An 18,657-nucleotide genomic window follows, 5' to 3' on the forward strand; every position below is an offset into this window, starting at 1 on the left:
TTGGTTTGTTCAAGCGCGGCGGAAACGCATCGTCTTTAAAAGCTCTGGCCGGGCATGGCACTGTGCTGACCGGACAGATGGAACTGCCCTGTCGCTTGAAGGCGGCGTCTGACAGCCGTCTGGACGTGGGTCTGGAGCGTGGCTCGGGGCTGTCGGGGGCCATGATCGTGGTCGATCATACGCGTGGCCTTGCGCTGGACGTCAGGGTCGCCCAAGCCAAGGGAAGCGACATCACCTTTGATATCGTCCGCAGCCACGACCTGCGCGGTTTGGTCCCTGCGCGGCTGGGCCGCGCGCGGGACCTTTATAACCGTCGTTAGATGCCGGCGGGCATGGTGCCCGCATTGATGGCGATACGGCCGATCAGGCCCTTCACAATCAGGTCCAGCGCCGAGCCTTCGGTATAGTCGGCAGCCGCCACGAAGTTCACGCGGTCTTCCGAGATCAGGGAATAGACCTTCTTCTGGTCCTTTTCGTTCGAGCGCGGGTCATAGACGGCGATGGAGAAGCCGCCCTTGGTGTGCATCATCTTCATGGTCGGCACATCGGTGTCGCCGTCGCCGAGGAAGATCATGCGGTCGAACGGGATCGGACGGTCTTCATCGGGGATGAAGTGGTTCACCCGTTCGTGCTCCCAGTGGTTCTTCACGCCCTTGTTGATGCGGAACAGGTACTGGGTCTTGGTAGTGTAGTTCACACCAACAGCGGGCCAGGCGGCCTCGCCCTTGTCGTCATAGACATAGTGGCTGGCGAAAACATGGGTCAGGGCCGGACGGATCGGGGTGCCGTCGATCATCTCTTCCAGACCGGCGGAGATGATGTAGTGCTCGATCTCGAGGTTGTATTTGGCACCAAAGGCATTGATGCGGTCGAACCACGACAGGTCCCGCAGACCGTCGAACAGGGCCACGTCATGACCATGCTCGGCCAGCATGTCCTTGGTGATGGAGATGCCCTTGTCGCGGGCATGCTTCAGCATCAGCTGCATATACATCAGGATGCCGTCCGCATCGGCCCCCTTGGTCAGGGCCTCGGCCTCGCCCCAGAAGGCACCGATGTCCATACCCACGGACGGGATGAAGCTGACCTCCTGCATGTTTCCGCGGGCAAGGGTGCCGTCGAAATCATAGATGAGGGCGGTCTTCAGAGGTTTGTTGTCGGCCATGGGCAAGGGGGTTCCTGAGGTCTTGGAACGGCCCCTTAGCACGAACTCACTCTAAAATCAGTTCCGGCATAGCGGCAGGACTTTGGGCCTTGGTCGGAAGCTTGAGAATAAAGGTCGCGCCTTTGCCGGGGGCGGACTCGACCTCTGCCGATCCGCCATGCAATTCGACCAGAGCCTTGACCAGCGCCAGTGCCACGCCCGGTCCGCCCCGTTCACGGCGGACAAAGCGGTCGAATACATGGGCCTGCAGGTGGAAGGGGATGCCGCGCCCGGTATCGCTGACGCGGATCTGGATTTCGCTGTCGGTCGCACTGGCGGCAAGGGTGACGACGCCGCCATCCGATACGGCCCGACAGGCGTTTTCCAACAGGTGTTCGATGGCCTGCTCGATGCGTTTTTCGTCAGCGCGCAGGACCGGAAGGTTCTCGGTGATATCCAGTTCGATGCGGGCACCACGTCCCTCGACCTTGGGCCGGATGTCCTGCTCCAGACCTTTCAGCAGGTCAGGCAGGCGCACATCGCCCAGCGTCAATTCCATCTCTCCGGCGTCGATCTGGGCCATGTCGAGCACGTCATCGATGGATCGGGCCAGATGGCTGGCGGCGACGCGGATGGCACCCGCGTGCTGGCGGCTACGCTCGGGCATGTCGCCCATGGCTTCCAGCAGTTCCGAATAGCCGACAATGGTCGTCAGCGGCGTGCGAAGCTCATAGGAGACGCTGCCGACAAACTCGCGTTTCAGGGCCTGGCTTTCCGCCAGCGCGGCTTCCTTTTCGGCCAGAGCCTGTTCCAGCGCGCGACGGGCTGTCTCGTCCGAGAAGGCAACCAGAGTGGCACCGTCGGGCAGCGGTCGCGTCTTCCAGACGACGAAGCGACCATCCTGCGTGCGGCCTTCGCCGGAGACCGGAATACGGCTTTCGGGATCGGGGTCTGCCACGCGGGCTTTCAGACCCATCCAGAGTGCATTGTCGGGTAACAGGGCGCGGCACAGCTGGGCCACGTCGTCGAAATCCTGCGCGTGGTCCAGCTTTTCCTTGGACAGGTTCCAGAAGGCTTCGAAGGCGTCGTTACGCAGTCGCAGGCGGCTGTCCGAACCGAACACGGCCACGGCGTCCGACAGCTTGTCCAGCGTCGCCATCTGGACCTGAATCTGGGCGTTGTAGCGGCTCCGCAGGTTCAGCTCGTCGGTGATGTCGGAGAAGATCAGCAGGATGCCGCCCAGCGGGTGGGGCTGGCGCACCACGCGCAGGGTGCGGCCATCGGGCAGGCGCCACGTGTCATCGGGCGAGGCCTGTGCCGCGCCATAGAAGTCCAGCTCATGGGCCTTCCACTGCGCATAGTCCACGACCTCGGGCAGCAGGCGGCGCTGGCGCAGGCGGTCCAGAAGCTCGCCGTGGGTGGGGCGTTCATCCAGCCATGCGGCATCGATGTTGAACAGTTGCTGGAAGGCGGTGTTGTGGAAGGCCAGACGCTTGGCGGGGCCGAAAATGGCCACGGCGTCGGCAAGGTGGTTCAGCGTTTCGTCGTGGGCCTCGACGTGGCGGCGCAGGGTGTCGCGCGTCTCTTCGGCCTCGGTCATATCGACGGCAAAGGCGATCACGGCTCCGCGCCCGCCAATCAGTGGCTCGGCCAAAATCTTCCATGCGCGGCGGCGACCTTCCGATGAGATCCAGCGGAAGCCTTCCTGACGGCTGTTCAGGCGCACGGCCTCGGCCACGATGGCGTCGGCCCCGCGGTCAAAGCTCACGGCCTCGTCGCGGGCCTGTTGCAGGCTCTCGACCCGCGTTTCACGCAGCCATGCGCTGTTGGCCCAGACCAGTTTGCCGGTGCCGTCCACGACCCATGTCGGCGAGGGCGACTGTTCGGCCAGAACGCCGGGGCCGGCCTCCATGCCAATCGCATGGGTGACCCGTGACAGACGCACCCACGCCCCGCCGCCCAAGGCACGACCTTCGACAGCCCATGCGCCTTCGCCGGATTCCAGAACCGTTTCAAAGCCTTCCCCTTCCTGAAGCAGGGAAAAGAAGCGGGTTGGATGAAGGCGTTTCAGGCGGGCCGTGAGCTGTTCGGCGGCCTTGGAGACGTCTTCGCTGGTCGGCTGCTGATCGGTGGGCAGCGGTAGGTCGATCAGGTTGAACAGAGGCTCGTACGGGCCAAAAACCGCCCTCACCTCGCCCTCCGGAGACAGCGCCAGACGCAGATCGTCAAAGGCGTTTAGGGCACCCGAACAGGCGGCGGACTGGATCAGGGCATGGCTGGCCGTCTGGTCGATCTCGCGCTCGCGGCGTTTGAGGCCCCGATACAGCCGCGCAGCCCACGCACTGACGGCCAGCGCGAGGCCGGCCGCCCCTGCGCTGGCGACAAAGGCGATGTCTGCGGCGATGTCGGCCTCGGCCATACGCACTCCAGAACGTCAAAAGGTTGATTCGCGTTTACCATAACCTGAGCGGGGGCTTTCGGCGACGCTTGATCCCGCATTGCCGAGCAGCTTTCGACAGGCGATACCCGTGTCATGGATATGGCTTGGCAAGATCAGACCGCCCCGTCGCTGGACGACTTCGACCGTATGGCCCGACAGGCCTTCGAGGCCCTGCCGCCCCTGTTCCGTCAGGCGGCAGCGGATGTGGTTATTCGCATTGATGATTTTCCGGACGAGGAGACGCTGCGCGATCTGGAAATCGAGGACGGGTTCGAACTGACCGGCCTCTATGTCGGGGCGCATGTGGGGGAACGCGACGGGCTGGGGCCTGCGCCGGAGCCGTCACGGGTCTTCCTCTATCGTCGCCCTATTCTGGACGAGTGGTGCGAGCGCGGAGATGTCGGCCTTTATGATCTGGTGTCCCATGTTCTGATCCACGAACTGGGTCACCACATGGGGCTGGACGACGACCAGATCGACGCCATCGAGGACGCGGCGGACTGATGGCGGAACCGTTTCTGGAGATTGCGGGGGCCACCGTTGTGCGCGGTGACCGCAAACTGGTCGATGACCTGTCGCTGAGTGTCCGCGAAGGCGAGCATCTGGCCATTCTCGGCCCCAATGGCTCGGGTAAGTCGACGCTGGTCAATCTGATCCTGCAACAGGTCCGCCCGCTGTACGGGGGTAAGGTGGCGCTGTGGGGTCAGGCGCAGTGGGACCTGTTCGAGCTGCGCCGCCAGTTGGGGTTCGTCTCCCCTGCTCTGCAAGGTGATCTGGCGGGCGAAGAGGCGCTGGAGGTGATGGAGGCGGTGGTATCCGGCTTCTTCGCCTCGCGCGGCCTGTGGCATGCTCAGAAGGTGACGGATGAGATGCGTGCCCGGGCCCATGAGGCTCTGGTCAGGGCGTCTGCCGACCATCTGATCGGACGGCGCATGAACACGCTTTCGACGGGAGAGGCGCGCCGCGTTCTGATCGCCCGCGCCCTTGTCCATCGCCCTCGCGCCCTGTTGCTGGACGAGGCCTGTGCGGGGCTGGACCCTGCCGCCCGCCGTGCCTTCCTTCAGGACCTGCGCGGTGTCATCGGGCCGCAGACCACTCTGATCGTGGTGACCCACCACATCGACGAAATCCTGCCGGAGATCGGACGGGTGGTGATGATGAAACAGGGTCGTCTAATTGCCGACGGGCCGAAGTCCGAACAACTGACCGACGAAAACCTGTCGGCGCTGTTTGGACTGTCGGCCCGTGTATCCCATCGCGATGGATGGTACGGCGCGATCTACGGCTAAGGATCAGTCGCGCTGGAACAGCGCGATGAAGAAGCCATCAAGGCTGCCCTTGTCGGCCCAGTGGCCGGGCAGGACGCGCAGCCAGCCTTCCTTGGTCAGGGCCTCGTCAGGGGCACCGACCTCGGCGGGCTTGATGGCCACAGTCTTGAAGGCGGCGTTGCGGCGAAGGAAGGCCAGCATCTGGGTCTCGCCCTCCTCGCGTTCGAGCGAGCAGACGCAGTAAACCAGACGGCCACCGGACTTCACCTTGGCGGCGGCCACGTCCAGCAGACGGTGCTGCACATCGGCCAGTTTGGCGATGTCGGTCGGGCGTACGGCGCGCAGGGCTTCGGGGTTGCGGCGATAGGTGCCCGTGGCCGAGCATGGCGCATCCAGCAGCACGGCGTCGAACTGGCGCTCGTCCTCCCAGTCCTCGCCCGGAATGGCGACGACCTCGACTTCCAGCTTCATACGCTCGAAGTTTTGGCGCAGGCGCTTCAGGCGGCTTTCCGAACGGTCCAGAGCCACGACCTTGGCACCGGCAGCGGCCAGTTGCAGCGTCTTGCCACCCGGCGCGGCGCACAGGTCCAGCGCCGTCTCGCCCGCCTTCACATCCAGCAGGCGTGCGGGAATGGCGGCGGCGGCGTCCTGCACCCACCAGTTCCCGTCCTCAAAGCCTGGCCATTGGGCCACGTCGCCTCGGCGCTCGGTCCGCAGGGTACCGCCCGGCAGGATGGTGGCTTCCAGCGCCTCGGCAATGGCGGCAGCGTCGGCATCCGGCTTGACCGAAATGTCGGTGGCGGGCTCGAAACGGGTGGCTTCGGCAAGGCCGGTGAAGGCTTCGGCGCCATAGGTCGCTTCCCAGCGGGCGGCGATCCATTCGGGCAGGTTGGCCTGCGGCTTGGTCGGGCCATAGCCGTCACGGTCGATGCCGCGCAGAACGGCATTGATCAGGTTCTTATAGGGGCGGGTCTTGTTGTCGCGCTCGGCCAGTTTGACGGCGGTCGAGACAGCGGCAAAGGCGGGCGTTTCCAGCACCAGCATCTGGGCCAGCGCAATCCGCAGGATGGTCAGGGTCGGCAGGCCCGGCGTGGTCTTCAGGCGGCGACCCAGGATCTGGTCGATCTCGCCCAGACGGCGAAGCGCACCCATGGCACAGGCGCGGGCGAAGGCGCGGTCGGCAGGCGGCAGGTCCTTGGCCGGACTGCGGGCCAGTTCCTCGTCCAGACCCGTGCGTTTTTCCAGCGCGGCATTCAGCAGCAGACCGGCAACTAGACGGGCCTGAACGCCCACTTCCGGATAGCGGTCCTCGCCTTGCGGGCGCGGGGTGCGGGGGCCGGAATGGGGACGGTTGTTCGGACGGGCCGAGGGCTTGCCACGCTTGGCCGGACGGGCGTGGCCATCCTTGTTGCGGACGGTCTTTTCGGGCGGGCGGCTCATACGGATACCTGCGTGCCAAGTTCGACCACACGGCCGGGCGGAATACGGAAGAAGTCGGTCGGGTTGGCGGCGTTACGCATCAGGAAGATGAAAAGCTTGTCCTGCCACATGGGCATGCCCTGACGGGCGGTTGGGATGACGGAGCGGCGGCCCAAGAAGAAGCTGGTCGACATGATATCGAACTTCAGGCCCTGACGGCGGCACTGGGCCAGCGCCTTGGGCACATTGGGCGTCTCCATATAGCCGAAGGTCAGCGTCACCCGTTTGAAATCGTCGGAAATCTCTTCGATTTCGATGCGGTTGTCGGGGCTGACACGCGGCTTGTGCGAGGTGTGCACCGTCATGATGATGTTCTTCTCGTGCAGCACCTTGTTGTGCTTGAGATTGTGCATCAGCGCGACGGGCGCGACGGTGGGATCGGACGTCAGGAAGATGGCCGTGCCCTGTGCGCGGTGCGGCGGACGGGCGGTCAGCATCTCGATCAGGTCGACCAGAGGCAGGCTGTCGCGGCGGGTCTTTTCGCCAAGGATCTGGGTGCCGCGCACCCACGTCCACATCAGCAGTACAATCAGCGAGCCGATCAGCAGCGGCATCCACGCGCCGTCCGGCAGCTTCAAGAGATTTGAGCTGAGGAAGATCAGGTCAACAAAGCCCATCGGGATGAGGACCGCCAGAACGCCCCACAGCGGCCAGTTCCACTTGTGACGCGCCACAGTGAAGGCCATCAGGGTGTTGACGAACATCACGCCGGTCACGGCCACGCCATAGGCGGCGGTGAGATTATGCGTGCTCTGGAAGGTGACCAGCAGGAACAGCACGCCCACCATCAAGAGGCCGTTCACTGCCGGAACATAGATCTGCCCGGCCTGCGTCTCGGAGGTGTTGCGGATGTCGATACGGGGCAGCAGGCCCAGCTGCACTGCCTGCTGGGTGACCGAGAAGGCCCCCGTGATCACCGCCTGCGAGGCGATGACGGTGGCGGCGGTCGCCAGCAGCAGTAGCGGCCAATAGATCAGCTGCGGCACCATGTTCCAGAACGGGTTGTCCAGCCCCGTCGGATGCGACAGCAGGAAAGCCCCCTGCCCCAGATAGTTCAGGGTCAGGCACGGCAGAACCACATAGAGCCAGCCCTTGCGGATCGGCGACTTTCCGAAATGGCCCATGTCGGCATAGAGGGCTTCGGCACCGGTCACGGCAAGGAAGACGCTGCCGAGAATGACGAAGCCCAGCACCGGATTGGCCCCCAGCAGCTTCAGGGCATAGACGGGCGACAGCGATTGAAGGACGCTGATGTCGTCGAACAGATGGAAGAGGCCGAGCGCCCCCAGCGACAGGAACCACACAAGGGTGATGGGGCCAAAAAGCTTGGCCAGACCTGCCGTGCCGCGCGACTGCACCATGAAGATGCCAATCAGGATGACGGCGGCCATGGGCACAATGAACGGATTGATGGCGCTGCCGACACCCGGCGCGCCACGGATACCCTCAATGGCCGAAAGGACCGAGATCGCAGGGGTAATGACGCCATCGGCATAGAAGAGCGCGGCACCACAGACGCCCAGCACAAACAGGAAGGCGCTGCGGCGACCAAGCGCCCCTTGCGCCAGCGCCATCAGGGACAGCGCCCCGCCCTCGCCCCGGTTATCGGCACGCATCAGGAAGGCGACGTATTTGAACGTCACCACCACCATCAGCGCCCAGAAGGCCAGCGATACCACGCCCATGATGGCCAGACGCGGATCGCCCAGACTTTGCGCATGGCGCACGGCTTCGCGCAGGGCATAGATCGGGCTGGTGCCGATGTCGCCGAACACCACACCGATCGCGCCAATCATCAGCGCGCGCTGGGCCTTCTTGTTATGAGGCGCAGGCGTGTGGTCCCCGTGCGAAGCATGCGGACTGGACGACGATTTTAGGGAAGCGGCGGCCGGATCACGGGCGTCGCGGGGTTGATCCCCGACCATGCATAACCTCCGGGTCACGCGAGGAAGGCGTACCCATCAAGAGCGGCGGGCCTTTAGCCCCTTTCTTTGAGCGATTCAATCGGGACGAAGTTCCGGCATCATCGCCGATGCGATGATCTGGCGCGTGGTCTTGGATTGTAGCAGCACGATTACGGCGTCGCGACCCGAGCCGTTGGCCCTCGCTGCGGGAGGCAGTTCATAGAGCGATGAGCGGCCATTCCAGTCCCCCAGGGGATAGATGGCGCGCACCACATTCATATGGCTGACCGACCGGCCTCTATTGTCGCCTGTGCGGACGGTCACATTATGCATGCCCGGACTGTATCGGACCGCCACCACCTCGGCCCCGCCCTCGGGCACACGGCCAGAGCCTATGCCGACGCGGTCGCCCGTCTCGCGGAACTCGATATCGGGCGGTGAGATGTCCGGTGTGGCGACAGAGAGGACCTTTTGGTGCAGGTCACTCTCCCGCGACGGGTCCAGATTTTCGTGTCCGGCGATGACGACTTGCGGGGTGGCGAGGCTGCGCTGGCCCAAGGCCTGACGATAGGCGCGTTGGCGCTGGACGAATTCAGGACGGGCATAGGTGTCCTGCCAGCCTAAATAGTCCCAGTAATCAACATTATAGGTCAGGACGACGATGTCGCGTTCCTGACCCAGTCGGGCCACGGACCGGTTGGCGTCGGGACAGGCAGTGCAGCCCTGTGCCGTAAACAGTTCGACCACCACGGGCGAGGATGGCGGTGCCGAGGCCGCAGCGGGCAAGGCCGACAGCGCCATCAGCGCGGACAGAAACACGGCAGGTGCGGAAGACTTACTCACCCTAGGATCGCGGCTCCCTACAGACGGACAGCGGGACTTTAGCGGCGGCTGCGGGTGATGGGGCTCATAAATGCGTGAGGGGCGGCGGACCTCGGCCCGCCGCCCCTCATTCATCGACTTATAAGTCGATCAGTCCGCGTCCATCAGCTGTTGGCTGAGATAGACATAGTGGCGGGCCCAGCGGCGGGCATTGGCCACCGGATCGGCGTCGTTGGAGTGACCGCCGGCGGTGTCCTCGTAATAGAGGTGGTCGTGGCCCATCTTGCCTAGACGCGCCGCGAATTTGCGGGCGTGACCGGGGTGGACGCGGTCGTCCAGCGTATTGGTGGTGATGTAGACGCGCGGATATTCGACGTCCGGGCGCAGCTGCTGGTAGGCCGAGTATTTGGAAATGAACTCGGCATCGGCCGGAATGCGCGGGTCACCGTATTCGCCGATCCACGAGGCACCGGCAGGCAGTTCCGGATAGCGCATCATATCGATCAGCGGGCTCTCGATGACTGCCGCATTGAATAGGTCTGGGTTCTGGGTGATCGACACCGAGGTCAGCACCCCGCCGTTCGAGCGACCATAGATGCCGAGGTGCTGCGACGAGGTGATGCCACGTGCGATCAGATCGCGACCCACGGCGGCAAAGTCGTCAAACGCACGCTGGCGGTTCTCGCGCAGGGCGGCCTGGTGCCAGGCCGGGCCGAACTCGCCCCCGCCACGGATGTTGGCCTGAACGAAGACGCCGCCGTTCTCCAGCCACAGCTTGCCCATTTCCGGCTTGTAGGCGGGCGGGAAGCTGGCCTGGAAGCCGCCGTAACCGAACAGGATGGTCGGGGCCTTGCCGTCCATGGCCAATTCACGCGGGCGCACGATGAAATAGGGGATCTTCGTGCCGTCGGTGGAGGTGGCCTCGAACTGCTCGACCACATGGGTCGAGGCGTCGAACTTGGCCGCCGCCGCCTTCATCGGGGCCACGGCACCGGAGTTGAAGTCCGCGAGGCTGAGCGTCGGCGGGGTCAGGAAACCTTGGGTCGATACAAAGACGCGGCCCGTGGAGCGGGACGACGAGCCGAGGTTCACAGCCACGTTTTCCGGCACGGCGATGGCATTCTGCTGCCAGCCGCTGTCGCCAAGGGTGAAGCGGGTCAGCTTGCCCACCACATTGTCGGCGATGACGGCCATGATACCGTCCTTCATCACGCGCACGTCCTGCAGCGACTGGCGGGCGGTCGGCGAGAAGACGAGGGCCGCCGCCTTCGGATAGGCGATGCGCGGACGCTGGATGTTCAGCAGGTTCAGCGGCACAGCCAGAAGGTCGCCGCCCTTGTAGGCATGGCCGTCAAAGGTCCAGTCCTGATCCAGCGAGAAGACCAGCTTGCCGTCCAGCATCCCTTGAATGCCGACGCGCTCGGGCAGTTGCAGTTGCCACGGCTTGCCGTCTTCGCCCAGCGCCCAGATTTGCGAGCGGAAGGTGTCGAGCGGGCGGCTGAACAGCACGGCCTCGACCGAGCCGTCGACCTTGCGCATGACCATGGGCGAGACACCATAGCCACCGTCGGCCTGCTCGCCGCGATAGACTTCCTGAGCATGATCAATGGGATGGCCACGCTTTACCGCCTTGACGATATAGGGATAGCCGCTTTCAGTCAGGGTCCCCGCGCCAAAGTCGGTGGCGACCAGAAGGGTATCGCGGTCCAGCCATTCGATGCGGTGCTTGCCTTCAGGAATGACGAAGCCGCCGTTCACGAAGGTCTTTGTGGTGACGTCGAACTCGCGCACGGTCACGGCGTCCTTGCCGCCATCGGACAGCGAGATCAGGCAGCGGGTCTCGTCAGGGGCAAGGCAGTCCACACCCTTGAACACCCAGTCACGGCCTTCCGCGCGGGCGAGGGCGTCGAGGTCCAGCAGGGTCTCCCACTGCGGGGTCTGGGTGGCATAGCTCTCGACCGTGGTCCGGCGCCACACACCCTTGGGGTTGGCGGCGTCTTGCCAGAAGTTGGACAGCTGGTCGCCGAGGAAGCGTGGGGAGGGGATGCGGTCCGTCGAGGTCAGGATGGCCTCGGCCTGCTGGCGGAAGGTCTCATAGCGCGGGTCCGACGTCAGGGCCGCCAGCGCCTTTTCGTTCGACTGGGCGACAAAGGCCATGGCCTCGGCACCCTGCACCTGTTCCAGCGCCAGATTGTCATCGGCGGCGGCCACGCCCGCAGGTGACAGGTCGCGCGGGAAGTGGGGCGGCAGGGTCGCGGCACTAACGGTCGACTGCCTGGCAGCACCGGTGGTGTCCGTAGCGCATGCCCCCAGAAGGAGGGCGGGCAGGGCGGCAGTCAGGAGAAGTTTTCTCATCATCGAAAGCTTAGTCCGCTTGGTTGTCGCGCATCAGGCGACGGGTCAGATAGGTATATTCCAGCGCGAGGCGGCGGGCGGTTTCGCGCAGGTTGGCACCCGCAGCGTGACCGCCGTCGGTGTTCTCGTAGAACAGGACCTCGTGGCCCAGTTCCTCAAGTCGTGCGGCGGCCTTGCGGGCGTGGCCCGGGTGGACGCGGTCATCCTTGGTCGAGGTATGGATGAAGACTTCCGGATACGGAGCATCCGCCGCAAGCTTTTGATAAGGCGAATATTCTGCGATCCATGCGCGTTGCTCGGGAATGTCCGGATCGCCGTACTCGCCCCGCCACGATGCGCCCGCCAGCAGTTTGTGGAAGCGCAGCATGTCGAACAGCGGCACCTGAATGACGGCTGCGTTGATTAGGTCCGGACGCTGGGTCAGCATGGCCCCCATGAACAGCCCGCCCTGCGAGCCACCCATGATGCCCAGGTGCGGCTGGCTGGTGATGCCGCGCGCGATCAGGTCCTCGGCAACGGCCTGGAAATCCTCGTGGGCGCGCTGGCGGTTTTCCTGAAGCGCGGCCTGGTGCCAGCGCGGGCCGAACTCGCCGCCGCCACGGGTATTGGCGATGACATAGACGCCGCCGCGCTCCAGCCACAGCTTGCCGATGGTCGCCGAATAGGACGGCAGCAGTGACGACTGGAAGCCGCCATAACCGTACAGGATGGTCGGGTTGGAGCCGTCCATCGGCGCGTTTTCGGCGCGAACGACGAAATAGGGGATGCGGGTGCCGTCCTTGCTGACGGCCTCGTGCTGTTCGACGATCTTGCCGCTGGCATCAAACTTGGGCGGCAGGGACTTGGCGACCTGAACCGCGCCCGTGGCCGCATCGGCCAGATAGACGGTCGAAGGCGTCAGATAGCCGCTGACCGAGGTGAACAGCAGGTCGTTCTCGGTCGAGGTCGAGCCGATGCCGACCGTGACATTTTCCGGCAGGTCCAGCCGCTGGCGCGACCAGTCAGCCGGATCATAGACATAGACCGAGCCGCGCACGTTTTCATAAAGCGCGATCACCAGCTTGTTGCGGGTGGCCGAGATACCTTCAATCGCTTCGCGCTCGCCCGGACGGATAATGGTCTGGGCCTGAACGGCTTTGTCCTTCTTCCAAGCCTCGAGGTCATAGGCGAAGACCTCGCCCGTCTCGAAGGTCTGACCCGACGGCGCGGTCCACGGCTCGTCGGTGGTGATGACCAGCTTGCCGCCGACGATGGCGGTGATGCCACCCTTGGCCGGCAGGGGCACGGGGACGACAGTGCCGTCCTGCGTCAGCTCAAAGGTCTCGCGGCTGTAGAAGTCGATGGCGCGGGTGATGAACTGGCCATGGGCGACGCCATCCACGTCGCGCAGGACCCATGCGCTGATCGACATGTCGTCAACGCCGCCCTCATAGACGACGGAGGCCTGCTCGATGCTCTGCCCGCGCTTGAGCAGGCGGATGATGCGCGGATAGCCCGAGGTGGTGCTGTTGGCTTCGGTAAAGGCATCCGAGATCAGCAGGGTGTCGCGGTCGACCCACGAGAAGTTGCTCTTGGATTCATCGAAGCGGAAGCCGCCCTCGACGAAGCGGCGCTCGACGGTGTCGAACTCGCGCACGGTGGTGGCGTCCTTGCCGCCGTCCGACAGGGAGATCAGGCAATAGCGTTCGTCAGGGGCGAGGCAGTTGGAGCCTTTATAGACCCAGTTCGCACCTTCGGCCGAGGCGAGGGCGTCAAAGTCCAGAACCGTCTCCCACCGGGGATTGTCGGTCAGATAGGAGTCCAGGGTGGTCTGGCGCCACACGCCACGGACGTGCTCGGCGTCCTGCCAGAAATTGTCGATTTTGCCGCCGCGCGTCAGGCTCGCCGAAGGGATACGGTCGCGCGATTGCAGCAGTTCCAGCGCCTGTGCGTGCAGGGGCTCATAGACGGGATCGGCCTGAAGCGTGCCCAGCGACTTGGCGTTGTGCTCGGCCACCCATGCGTTGACGCGCTCGCTCTCGATGTCCTCTAGCCAGATGTAGGGATCAGTGGCATCGGTCATGGCAAATCTGGGGGCAGGGGAGGCAGCGGGGGCGGTCGTTGTCTGGGCCAGCGCGGCGGCAGGCAGGGACGCGCCCATCAGAAGGGCGGCGGTGGCTGCGGCACTACGCCATGCGGTCAGGCGGGATTTTTTGGGGGACATCGGCTTCTCCCTAGGGCGCGATAGATGGGGCGCGGGTACAAGGCCGGTCACATTGACGGCCAGTTTTTGCCCCGACAAGGCAACAAATCGGCACACCGTCAATTCCGAAGAATATACGCCAGATCAGCTGCCTTCATCCGGAATATTCAGCAACAGGCCGCAGGCCTTGCAATGCACCGCATCGGGGTCGTGTTTCTGCAGGCCGCAGCGGGGGCAGGGGAAGCGCACCTTGCCCGGACGGATCAGGGTCTGGGCCAGACGGATGAACAGGGTAATGCCCACCAGCATGATGACGATGGAGATGACCCGACCCCAATTGCCGGGCAGGGTGATGTCGCCAAAGCCGGTGGTCGAAAGCGTCGCCACGGTAAAATACAGGGCATCCAGATAGCCGTTGATGCCCTCGGCCTTGCCGCGGAAATAGGCATAAACAAAGCCGGTGGTAACGAAGATAAAGGTCACCAGAGCGGCGGCGGCGCGGGTGACTTCTTCGACGCGGGTGTCATCGAACTTGCGCCCTATCGTCCGCCAGAACAGGTCGCTGTTCAAAAGGCTCCAGAACCGCAACAGCCGCAGGAAGCCGAAATTCGCCAACCACGCCGGAAACAGGAGGGTGGCCAGAACCATCAGGTCCACCCAGACGATGGGCTTTCTCAGCCAGTCCCTGATGTCCGAATAGGCATAGGCCCGCGCCGCCAGATCCAGTCCGAGGATCAGGGCGATGAAGGCATCCACCAGATAAAAGGCCCATCCCGCCTGCTTCAGGATGGGGGCGGCAATAAAGAAGCCGATGATGGCCAGATCGACCACGATCACCATCAGGCGGAATTTCACCGCATTGGGCTGGGTGCCGTGGTAGAGATAGCGCAAACGCGCCCTCAATCTCAGGCCGTCCGTCGCCTTGGGGGAGTGGTGTACGGGATCGCCGCTGGTCGTCATCGTGCCAGCGATACATGAGTTGAGGGGAATTCCCAGACATGAACGGCAATTTCGGGTCGGCAGAAGCGACGTGGGACTATGTCCGCATGAACGGGGCAGGAAACGCCTTCATCGTGGTCGATGCCTTCGATCATCCGTTCCGTCCATCGGAAGACGAAGTGCGCCGACTGGCTTCGCCGGAAGCGGGGCTGGGCGGCTTCGACCAGTTGATTTCCGTCGAGCGGGCCAGCGGGGCGGACGGCTTCATGAGGGTCTGGAATGCTGATGGCTCCATGGTCGAGACCTGCGGCAACGCCCTTCGCTGTGTCGGCTGGCTGATGATGGAGGAGTTCGAGACCGCAGAAGTGTCCATCGACACCCTCGGCGGCCTTGCCCGGGCCAGCCGCGCAGGCGACCTGCGCGTGCGGGTGGACATGGGCGAGCCGCGTCTTGAATGGCAGCAGATTCCGCTGGCGGAGGAAATGGACACGCGCGGGATCGAGCTTCAGGTCGGTCCGATCGATGATCCGGTGGTTCATACCCCCGGTGCCGTTTCCATGGGCAATCCGCATGTCGTCTTCTTCACCGACCGTCAGGACGACGTTTTCGTGCGCGGGACCGGATCGCTGGTGGAGCATCATCCCCTGTTCCCCGAAGGTATCAATGTCGGGTTTGCCCATGTTCTGGACCGCAGCACCATCCGCCTGCGTGTATGGGAGCGTGGCGCGGGCCTGACCCTGGCCTGTGGTACAGGGGCTTGCGCGGCCATGGTGGCGGCGCACCGTCGCGGCCTGATTGACCGCTCGGCGACCATGATCCTCGACGGGGGTGAACTGGTTGTGGAATGGGATGCACAGTCCAACCACGTCTTTATGACCGGTCCCGTCGAAATTGAGAGGACCGGAACCCTGAATTCCGTGCTGTAATGGAGTTTGACTGCGGCGCTTGTTGTTTCATCGCAAACGGCGCTCTAGGAACGTTGCGCGATAGCCGCCCTTGGTTTGAGAAGTAGATGCCTGATTTGACTGATAAACAGACCTTCACCGACGAAGATGCCCTGGATTTCCACCGGGTACCGACGCCCGGCAAGATTTCGATGGCTCCGACCAAGCCGATGGCGACCCAGCGCGATCTGTCGCTGGCCTATTCTCCGGGTGTGGCTGTTCCGGTCCGGGCTATCGCCGAAGATGCCGACAAGGCTTACGACTATACTTCCAAGGGCAATCTGGTTGCCGTGATCTCGAACGGCACGGCCATTCTGGGTCTGGGCAACCTCGGTCACATGGCGTCCAAGCCGGTGATGGAGGGCAAGTCGGTCCTGTTCAAACGCTTTGCCGACGTCGACAGCTTCGACGTGGAAGTGAAGACGACCGATCCGGACGAGTTCATTACCGTGGTGAAGAACATCGGTGACACCTGGGGTGGCATCAACCTCGAGGACATCAAGTCTCCGGAATGTTTCGAGATCGAGGCACAGCTGCAGGACCTGCTCGACATTCCGGTCTTTCACGACGACCAACACGGCACGGCCATCATCGCTACTGCCGGCCTGATCAACGCCGCCCACATCGCTGGCAAGAAGCTGGAAGACCTGAAGGTGGTCCTGTCGGGCGCGGGCGCGGCCGGTCTGTCGACCATCGCCCTGATGAAGGCTGCTGGCGTTAAAGCCGAAAACACCGTGATCTGTGACCGCGAAGGCGTCGTCTACAAGGGCCGTCCGACTGGCATGGACCAGTGGAAGGCCGCCCACGCGACCGAAACCCCTCACCGCACCCTGGCCGAGGCCATGGTCGGCGCCGATGTGGTGATCGGTCTGTCGGCCAAGGGTGCCATCAGCAAGGAGATGGTGGCGTCCATGGGACCGCGCCCGATCATCTTCGCCATGGCCAACCCCGATCCGGAAATCACCCCGGAAGAGGTGAAGGAAGTCCGTAACGACGCCATCATCGCCACGGGCCGTTCCGACTATCCGAACCAGGTCAACAATGTGCTGGCCTTCCCGTACCTGTTCCGTGGTGCGCTGGACGTGCGCGCCCGCCGCATCAACCACGAGATGAAGGTCGCCTGCGCCGAGGCTCTGGCTGCACTCGCCCGCGAGGACGTGCCGGATGAAGTGGCTGCGGCCTATCGTGGTCGCAAGCTTAAATTCGGTGCCGAATACATCATTCCGTCACCGTTCGATCCGCGTCTGGTCTGGTACATCCCGCCCTTCATCGCCCAAGCGGCCATGGATTCCGGCGTGGCCCGTACCCTGATCGCGGACATGGACGCCTATCGCACCTCGCTGCGTTCGCGCGTCGATCCGTCGGCGGCCCTGATGCAGAAGATCTCGTCGGCGGTCCGCATGGGTCCGACCCAGCGCGTGGTCTTTGCCGAGGGTGAAGAGCCGTCGGTCATCCGCGCCGCCTGGGCCTTCAAGCAAGCCGAACTGGGCGAGCCGATCCTGGTCGGCCGCGAGGAGCTGATCCGTCAGAACGCCGCCGAGGCCGGGTTCAACTTCGACGACCTGGGCATCAAGATCATGAATGCGCGCGTGTCCGAGCGTAATGCCGAATACGTCGACTGGCTGTACGCTCGTCTGCAACGCCGTGGCTATCTGCGCCGTGACGTGCAGCGCATGATCAATCAGGACCGCAACTATTTCGGTGCCGCCATGGTGGCCCGTGGCGAGGCGGACTGCATGGTCACCGGCGTGACCCGTAATTTCAACATGGCCCTGAAGGAGGTCCGTCGCGTTCTGGACGTGACCGACCGCATGATCGGCCTGTCGATCGTTCTGGCCAAGGGCCGCACCCTGTTTGTGGCCGATACCTCGATCCACGAACTGCCGACTGCCGAGGAACTGGCCGAGATCGCGGTCAAGGCGGCGGCGACCGTGCGCAAACTGGGCCGCACCCCGCGCGTCGCCTTCCTGTCGTACTCGACCTTCGGTGACCCGCCCGGTGACCGTGGCGAGAAGGTCCGCGAGGCCATCCGCATCCTCGACGGTATGGATGTGGACTTCGAATACGAAGGCGAAATGCCGCCGGAACTGGCGCTCAACCCTGATGCCCGCGCCAACTATCCGTTCATGCGCCTGACGGGCGATGCCAATGTGCTGGTCATGCCGGCCATCCACTCGGCGGCCATCTCGACCCGCCTCGTCCAGTCGCTGGGCGGCGCGACCGTGATTGGCCCGCTGCTGGTTGGTCTGGAGAAGTCGGTGCAGATCGTGCCGCTGGGTGCCTCGGTCAGCGAGATCATCAATGCGGCCACCTTCGCCGCCTATGGTGCAGACGACAAAGCCTGATCCCGATCAGGTCTGATGACAAAGAGAAAGGGCGGTGCCGATGGCACCGCCCTTTTATTATTCGGCTTCCTCTTGGGCCTTCTTAAGCGCGAGATGACGTGGCGCGACATAGAAGGCCAACGCGATGGCAAATAGGCCGATCGCCGTCGAATAGAAGAAGAAGGTCATATAGCCCGCACCCAGACCAGGAACCGAGACACCGCTCTTGGCGGCCCCCTCGACCAGCGAACCGTGGGGCAGGTTGGCGAAGAAGCCTTTCAGCGGCGCGGTAAAGCCGCCAGTGTCGGCGACGCGGGCCGAGGCCTCGACAATCTTGCCCGATTGCGATGCCACCAGCTTGCCCGGCAGGGCATAGAGCGAGCTGAACAGGGCGTATTGGGTGGCGGTAAAGCCCACGGACGTCAGGCTGGACATGTAGGCGATCAGGGCCGTGCCCGCGATGCCGGTGGCGACATTGTCGATGCCGATGGCGATGAACAGGGCGCGAAGGTCATGGCCTTGGGTCGCCAGCCACGCAAAGACCAGATTGGACACCGGGCTCATGAAGGCGCCTATGACCATCGTCCGCACCAGTCCGAAACGCGCCACCATGGCCCCGCCCAGAAACACGCCGAGGGACATGGCGACCACGCCGAAGATCTTACGGACCTCGCCGATCTCCAGCAGGCTGAACCCCAGATCCAGATAGAAGGGGTTCATGATGTTCAGGACGAAATCCGACAGGCGGTAGAGGCAGATGAGCGCGAGGATCGGTCCTGCCAGCTTGCCGAAGCGGACGAAGAAATCCTTCACCGGAGCACCGAATGACGCGGCCAGATAGGCCCCTGGACGGGTG

13 protein-coding genes and 1 pseudogene are annotated in these 18,657 nt (G+C 63.9%); 5 read left to right on the plus strand and 9 right to left on the minus strand.

The window, feature by feature from the left end:
• The first annotated feature begins 62 nt into the window (after window positions 1–62).
• Window positions 63–320 carry a hypothetical protein gene (locus tag Q0Y42_RS04160; protein WP_297800505.1) on the plus strand — a complete coding sequence of 86 codons (258 nt, stop codon included), beginning with the start codon at window positions 63–65 and terminating at the stop codon, window positions 318–320.
• Here Q0Y42_RS04160 and Q0Y42_RS04165 read toward each other — a convergent pair.
• Window positions 317–1,165, minus strand: a complete 849-nt coding sequence (locus Q0Y42_RS04165) for a haloacid dehalogenase-like hydrolase (RefSeq protein ID WP_297800507.1) — start codon at window positions 1,163–1,165, stop codon at window positions 317–319. The genes Q0Y42_RS04160 and Q0Y42_RS04165 overlap by 4 nt on opposite strands.
• A gap of 46 nt (window positions 1,166–1,211) precedes the next feature.
• Window positions 1,212–3,563 carry a PAS domain-containing sensor histidine kinase gene (locus tag Q0Y42_RS04170; RefSeq protein WP_297800509.1) on the minus strand — a complete coding sequence of 784 codons (2,352 nt, stop codon included), beginning with the start codon at window positions 3,561–3,563 and terminating at the stop codon, window positions 1,212–1,214.
• A 120-nt stretch (window positions 3,564–3,683) separates the two neighbouring features.
• Here Q0Y42_RS04170 and Q0Y42_RS04175 point away from each other — a divergent pair, with 120 nt between their 5' ends.
• On the plus strand, window positions 3,684–4,088 hold the full coding sequence (locus Q0Y42_RS04175) for a metallopeptidase family protein (RefSeq protein ID WP_297800511.1): 405 nt from the start codon (window positions 3,684–3,686) through the stop codon (window positions 4,086–4,088).
• The gene (locus tag Q0Y42_RS04180; protein WP_297800513.1) at window positions 4,088–4,873 is read left to right on the plus strand and encodes an ATP-binding cassette domain-containing protein; all 786 of its coding nucleotides are present in this window, start codon (window positions 4,088–4,090) and stop codon (window positions 4,871–4,873) included. The genes Q0Y42_RS04175 and Q0Y42_RS04180 overlap by 1 nt, the downstream gene beginning before the upstream one ends.
• A gap of 3 nt (window positions 4,874–4,876) precedes the next feature.
• Here the strand turns inward: Q0Y42_RS04180 and Q0Y42_RS04185 are convergent, their stop codons facing one another.
• The 6 genes from Q0Y42_RS04185 to Q0Y42_RS04210 form a co-directional block, all read right to left on the minus strand.
• Entirely contained in the window at window positions 4,877–6,292 is a 1,416-nt protein-coding gene (locus tag Q0Y42_RS04185; RefSeq protein WP_297800516.1) for an RsmB/NOP family class I SAM-dependent RNA methyltransferase, read from the minus strand.
• Window positions 6,289–8,256 (minus strand): potassium transporter Kup, encoded by a 1,968-nt coding sequence (locus Q0Y42_RS04190; RefSeq protein WP_297800518.1) that lies wholly within the window; start codon window positions 8,254–8,256, stop codon window positions 6,289–6,291. Before Q0Y42_RS04190 ends, Q0Y42_RS04185 begins: the two co-directional genes overlap by 4 nt.
• 75 nt (window positions 8,257–8,331) lie before the next feature.
• Window positions 8,332–9,078 carry a DUF1223 domain-containing protein gene (locus Q0Y42_RS04195; protein ID WP_297800520.1) on the minus strand — a complete coding sequence of 249 codons (747 nt, stop codon included), beginning with the start codon at window positions 9,076–9,078 and terminating at the stop codon, window positions 8,332–8,334.
• 129 nt (window positions 9,079–9,207) lie between these two features.
• The gene (locus Q0Y42_RS04200; protein ID WP_366108015.1) at window positions 9,208–11,412 is read right to left on the minus strand and encodes a prolyl oligopeptidase family serine peptidase; all 2,205 of its coding nucleotides are present in this window, start codon (window positions 11,410–11,412) and stop codon (window positions 9,208–9,210) included.
• 10 nt (window positions 11,413–11,422) lie between these two features.
• Window positions 11,423–13,615: a prolyl oligopeptidase family serine peptidase gene (locus tag Q0Y42_RS04205; RefSeq protein ID WP_297800524.1), complete on the minus strand. Its 2,193-nt coding sequence runs from the start codon at window positions 13,613–13,615 to the stop codon at window positions 11,423–11,425.
• Between the two features lie 123 nt (window positions 13,616–13,738).
• On the minus strand, window positions 13,739–14,554 hold the full coding sequence (locus Q0Y42_RS04210; RefSeq protein ID WP_297800528.1) for a potassium channel family protein: 816 nt from the start codon (window positions 14,552–14,554) through the stop codon (window positions 13,739–13,741).
• Window positions 14,555–14,592: 38 nt separating this feature from the next.
• Here Q0Y42_RS04210 and dapF point away from each other — a divergent pair, with 38 nt between their 5' ends.
• Both dapF and Q0Y42_RS04220 read left to right on the plus strand, forming a co-directional pair.
• Window positions 14,593–15,459: a diaminopimelate epimerase gene (gene dapF / locus Q0Y42_RS04215; protein WP_297800530.1), complete on the plus strand. Its 867-nt coding sequence runs from the start codon at window positions 14,593–14,595 to the stop codon at window positions 15,457–15,459.
• Between the two features lie 86 nt (window positions 15,460–15,545).
• The gene (locus tag Q0Y42_RS04220; protein ID WP_297800533.1) at window positions 15,546–17,822 is read left to right on the plus strand and encodes an NADP-dependent malic enzyme; all 2,277 of its coding nucleotides are present in this window, start codon (window positions 15,546–15,548) and stop codon (window positions 17,820–17,822) included.
• A gap of 57 nt (window positions 17,823–17,879) precedes the next feature.
• Here the strand turns inward: Q0Y42_RS04220 and Q0Y42_RS04225 are convergent.
• Window positions 17,880–18,657 (minus strand): annotated as a pseudogene (locus Q0Y42_RS04225) (permease); the annotation flags it as partial.

This window comes from uncultured Brevundimonas sp. (assembly GCF_947305955.1).
In the GTDB taxonomy this organism is placed as follows: domain Bacteria; phylum Pseudomonadota; class Alphaproteobacteria; order Caulobacterales; family Caulobacteraceae; genus Brevundimonas.